The organism is Streptomyces sp. NPDC059900 (assembly GCF_050270335.1).
GTDB lineage: Bacteria > Actinomycetota > Actinomycetes > Streptomycetales > Streptomycetaceae > Streptomyces.
This window is the reverse complement of record NZ_JBNNJZ010000677.1, coordinates 1-4,021: the sequence shown is the minus strand read 5'-3', so window position 1 is coordinate 4,021 and position 4,021 is coordinate 1. Positions and strand designations below refer to the sequence as shown.

Genomic DNA, 4,021 nt, shown 5'->3' with positions numbered 1-4,021 from the left:
GTCCGATGCGGTGCAGGGCGCGCAGGGCCGTGCCCGCCGCGACCGGCAGCGTGCTGATCGGGCCGAGGTCGGCCCCCTCGGGCACGGTGCCGATGAAGGCGGTGTCCACGGCGCGGAGTTCGGCCCAGGCGCCTTCGGGTCCCACGGTGACGACGGGGGTGCCGGCCGCGGGCCCGGAGCCGTCGGCGGCCGCCCGGACCACGACGCCCGCGGCGTCCCAGCCGGGCACCGTACCGGCGTCGCCCTCGGGGACCACGTGGTGGACCTCGCCGGCGTTGAGGGAGAAGGAGTGGACCTGCACCAGGGCCTGGTGGGGGGCGGGTTCGGGGTCGGCGACCGTGGTGAGCGCGAGGTGTCCGGGAGCTGAGTGATCAATCGTCAGTGCCTTCATGCCGCAAAATAGTGCCACTGAGTGGCATGAGCCTTCAAGAGGCAATCGCGGTTGGTAGGCTGCGCTTGTGCAGAAGGATCTGAAGGAACTGCCGCTGCGGGAGCGCAAGAAGCTGCGGACCCGTCAAGCCCTGGTCGACACGGCCCTCGAACTGTTCACCGCGCGGGACTTCGCCGCGGTCACACTGGATGAGATCGTCGATGCGGTGGAGGTCTCCAAGCGGACCTTCTTCCGGACCTTCGCCTCGAAGGAAGACGTGGCCCTGGCCCCGGAGAAGGAGCTGTGGGCGGCCTACCTCACCGGGATCGAGGCCCGCTCCCTGACCGGCGAGCACCTGCTCGGCGCCTACAAGGACACCCTGTTCGCGGCGCTGGAGCAGATGACGGACGGCTGGGAGCAGCGCTTCCTGGCCAGCCGCAGCCTGGCCGACCGTACCCCCGCGCTGGCCGCACACAGTCTGCGCCACTGCTCGGAGGTCTCGGCCGACGTCGTCCGGATCACGGCAGGCCAACTGGCGGGCGCATCCCCGGGCCGTACGGAACTGCGTCTGCTGCTCGACCTCATGCTGGCTGCCTGGCACTGCGCACTGGAGGCATGGACCTCATCGGATGCCGCGCGGCGCGACCGCGCGGCGCTCGTCCGGCACATGCACGGCGCCTTCGCCGCCATTCCCGCGGTCGCGGCCCTGGCGGCGCAGGACGGCTGAACGCGTCGTCTTCCCCGGTCAGCGGCGGAGTTCAGCCGCCGGCCCCATCGCGATGACCGGCCGTTGCCGCGGGTCGAGGTGGCGCAGCAGCTGGCTCATCTGAGGGCGCGGAAGGGCGATGCAGCCCTTGGTGGGGCCTCCGTGATCCACGTGGATCCACACTCCCCCGCCCTTCTCCAGCCCCAGCGGGCGCACCTTGTCCAGGGGCGTGACCCCCGACCGCCGGTTGTAGTCGATCGCCACGACGTGGTCGAAGGAGCCGGCAAGCGACTCGCCGTAGTAGCCGACCCCCGGTTCGTCGAACTCCTCGTCCTGGTCGTACGGGAGCCGGGTGCCCGGATTGGGCAGGAGTCCGCCCGCGTCGCCGATCCTGAACACGCCGATGGGGGTGCGCAGATCTCCCGAACGGTGCGCGCCGGTCCAGCCGAGCACCGCGTTGCGGGCCCGCCAGGGCCCTGCCGTGCGCTGCCAACCTGCGGGATGCTTCCGCGTATAGAGCACGGCGGTGGCGGTGTCGGAATCCGGCTTGCCGGTGACCACGAAGGCCTGCTGTGTCTCGGGCCCGATCTGGGCCTGTGTGGCCGGTCCGAGGCCCGGAATGCGCAGCGCGGCACCGCTGTCCGTGTGGTGCAGCGGACGCCCGTCGGACGGTACGCGCGAGGAAGCGGCGGACGGTCCGGGCGCGGGGGCGGTGTGGGTGTTCGCGCATCCGAGCAGGAGGAGGCAACCGGCGGAGGCAAACGTACGCCGGTATCGGCTATGGGCTGTGGGGCGCATGATCTGTGTCCTTTGAGGGCCACCGTGCTCTGCCCGGCATGGCTGACGGTTCGTCGGAGAACGCGGCGGCAAGTTCCGTGCGGCCGGGTGCTGTGCAAACGCTGCCGATCAAACGTTCGTGTCTCCTGCTCCCTCTCTTGTTCTCCTGCTCCCTCTTTCGTCGTCCACCCTTCCCTTCCCCGGGCAGGCTGCGTCGTGGCGCCTTCGCGCGGATTTTGCTGCGATTGGCTGCACCCCCGGCACCCGGAAGGTGCCGTCCCTCAGCCGTTGAGCACGTCGGTGAACCGCTGCGTGTTGATGTTTCCTCCGGAGGCGATGATCCCGATCCGCCCGCCGGGATTGTCGATGCGTCCCGCGAGGAGTGCGGCCAGAGCGGTGGCGCCGCTGGGTTCGAGGACGATCTTGAGGCGCTCGAAGGCGTAGCGCATGGCCACTCGGATCTCGTCGTCGTCGACCAGGGCGACATCGTCCACGAGCTGTTGGTTGACGGCGAAGGTGATCTCGCCCGGGGTGGAGATGGCCTGACCGTCGGCGAGCGTTCGCGGCACGGGGATGGTGACGCGCTCTCCCGCCTTGAGGGAGCGCTTGGTGTCATCACCGGTGGAGGGCTCGACACCGACCACGGTGATCGCGGGGTGCAGGGTCTTGGCGGTGATGGAGCTGCCGGCGATGAGACCGCCGCCTCCGACGGGAGCGATGAGGGTGTCCAGTTCCCCGGTTTCCTCCAGGAGTTCGAGGGCGGCGGTGCCCTGGCCCGCGATGACGTGCGGGTGGTCGTAGGGAGGGATGAGCGTCATACCCCGCTCGGCGGCCAGTGCCTCGCCGAGCGCGGCGCGGTCCTGGGTGTAGCGGTCGTAGGTGACGATTTCCGCGCCGTATCCGGCGGTGGCCTCTGTCTTCGACTGCGGGGCGTCCTCGGGCATCAGGATGACGGCGCTGGTGCCCAGCTCCCGGGCGGCCAGTGCGGTGGCCTGCGCGTGATTGCCCGAGGAGTAGGCGGCGATGCCCTTGGCCAGCTGCTCGGGGGGCAGCTGTGCGGCGGCGTTGTACGCACCGCGCAACTTGAAGGCGCCGGCTCGCTGGAAGTTCTCGCACTTGATGAACACCTCGGCGCCCACACGGGCGTTGAGGGTGCGCGAGGTCAGGACGGGAGTGCGGTGGACGACGCCCCGGAGGCGTACGGCAGCGGCACGGACGTCGTCGAAGGTCACGGGCAAGGCGGCAGTCATGCGGTGTCCTCACGTGGGTCGGGGATGGGAGAAGGGCCGGACGGCGGGGCGAAGGCTCGGTCCTGACGGCAGGTCACCAGCCGGTGATGCGCTGCCACGTGGCCTGGACGGCGGTGGGCTCGGAGCCGGTGGGCTGCGTGCTGTCGATGACGTGGTAGCCGCGGTGCTGGGCCGCGGTGGCGCAGGCGTGGTTGGGCAGGATGCGCAGCCGGGTGCCGACAGGCAGGTCGGGCAGGGGGGCGCCGTCGCGGGCGGTCAGGGTGCCGTGCTCCTGGCTCGCCGCGCTCATGACCAGGTTCGGGATCGGGTTTCCCGCCAGGTCCAGGACGAGGCCGTAGCCCTGGTCCAGGGTCTGGGCGGCGGTGCCGCGGTCGCGGGACATGGCCATCCAGCCGCCGTCGGTGAGGATCCAGCCGTACTCGGGACGGTGGCCGATGACGGTGACGACGACCGAAAGGGCGAGGTCTTCGAGCCGGCAGACCCCCAGGCCTGCCATCACCAGGTCGAAGAAGAGGTAGTTGCCGGCGCGCAGCTCGGTGACCCCGGTGAGGTCGTCTGCCGCATGGGCGGTCGGCGTGGAGCCCACGCTGACCGTGCGGACGGGCAGACCGGCGGCGCGCAGGCGCTCCGCCGCGGTGACCGCGCTGTCGCGTTCGTTCCGGGCCGCTTTGCGCATGTCCTGCGGCGTTTGCGCGAAGTAGGACTCGCCCGCGTGGGTCAGGACGCCGTCGAGGCAGCCGGCCTCGTGCAGGGTCCGGCCGATGCCGGTGAGTTCAGGCGCGTCGGGCTTGAGGCCGCCGCGGTGGCCGTCGCAGTCGATCTCGATCTGCGCGGGAATGACGAGACCCGCCGCACGGGCTGCGTCGGCGACGGACTGGGCCTGTTCCCGGCTGTCGAGCAGGACGCGCAGGGTCACGC

At 70.9% G+C, this 4,021-nt stretch carries 5 protein-coding genes; 1 reads left to right on the top strand and 4 read right to left on the bottom strand.

What is annotated here, in order from left to right; genetic code table 11:
* The coding region (locus tag ACQKIP_RS41815) for an alcohol dehydrogenase catalytic domain-containing protein (protein ID WP_427745400.1) at positions 1–391 on the bottom strand (391 nt) is incomplete at its 3' end.
* 67 nt (positions 392–458) lie between these two features.
* Here ACQKIP_RS41815 and ACQKIP_RS41810 point away from each other — a divergent pair.
* Positions 459–1,097 carry a TetR/AcrR family transcriptional regulator gene (locus ACQKIP_RS41810; protein WP_365856639.1) on the top strand — a complete coding sequence of 213 codons (639 nt, stop codon included), beginning with the start codon at positions 459–461 and terminating at the stop codon, positions 1,095–1,097.
* Between the two features lie 18 nt (positions 1,098–1,115).
* Here ACQKIP_RS41810 and ACQKIP_RS41805 read toward each other — a convergent pair whose 3' ends face one another.
* The 3 genes from ACQKIP_RS41805 to ACQKIP_RS41795 form a co-directional block, all read right to left on the bottom strand.
* Positions 1,116–1,874, bottom strand: a complete 759-nt coding sequence (locus ACQKIP_RS41805) for a L,D-transpeptidase family protein (protein ID WP_365856637.1) — start codon at positions 1,872–1,874, stop codon at positions 1,116–1,118.
* 260 nt (positions 1,875–2,134) lie between these two features.
* Positions 2,135–3,103, bottom strand: a complete 969-nt coding sequence (locus ACQKIP_RS41800; protein ID WP_365856635.1) for a pyridoxal-phosphate dependent enzyme — start codon at positions 3,101–3,103, stop codon at positions 2,135–2,137.
* 73 nt (positions 3,104–3,176) lie between these two features.
* Positions 3,177–4,021: alanine racemase (locus ACQKIP_RS41795; protein WP_427745399.1), on the bottom strand; the 845-nt coding region annotated here is incomplete at its 5' end.

What these genes read in the sequence shown, in the direction of transcription:
- ACQKIP_RS41800 (WP_365856635.1), bottom strand. Translation starts at nt 3,103, where the DNA reads ATGACTGCCGCCTTGCCCGTGACCTTCGACGACGTCCGTGCCGCTGCC.
- ACQKIP_RS41805 (WP_365856637.1), bottom strand. Translation starts at nt 1,874, where the DNA reads ATGCGCCCCACAGCCCATAGCCGATACCGGCGTACGTTTGCCTCCGCC.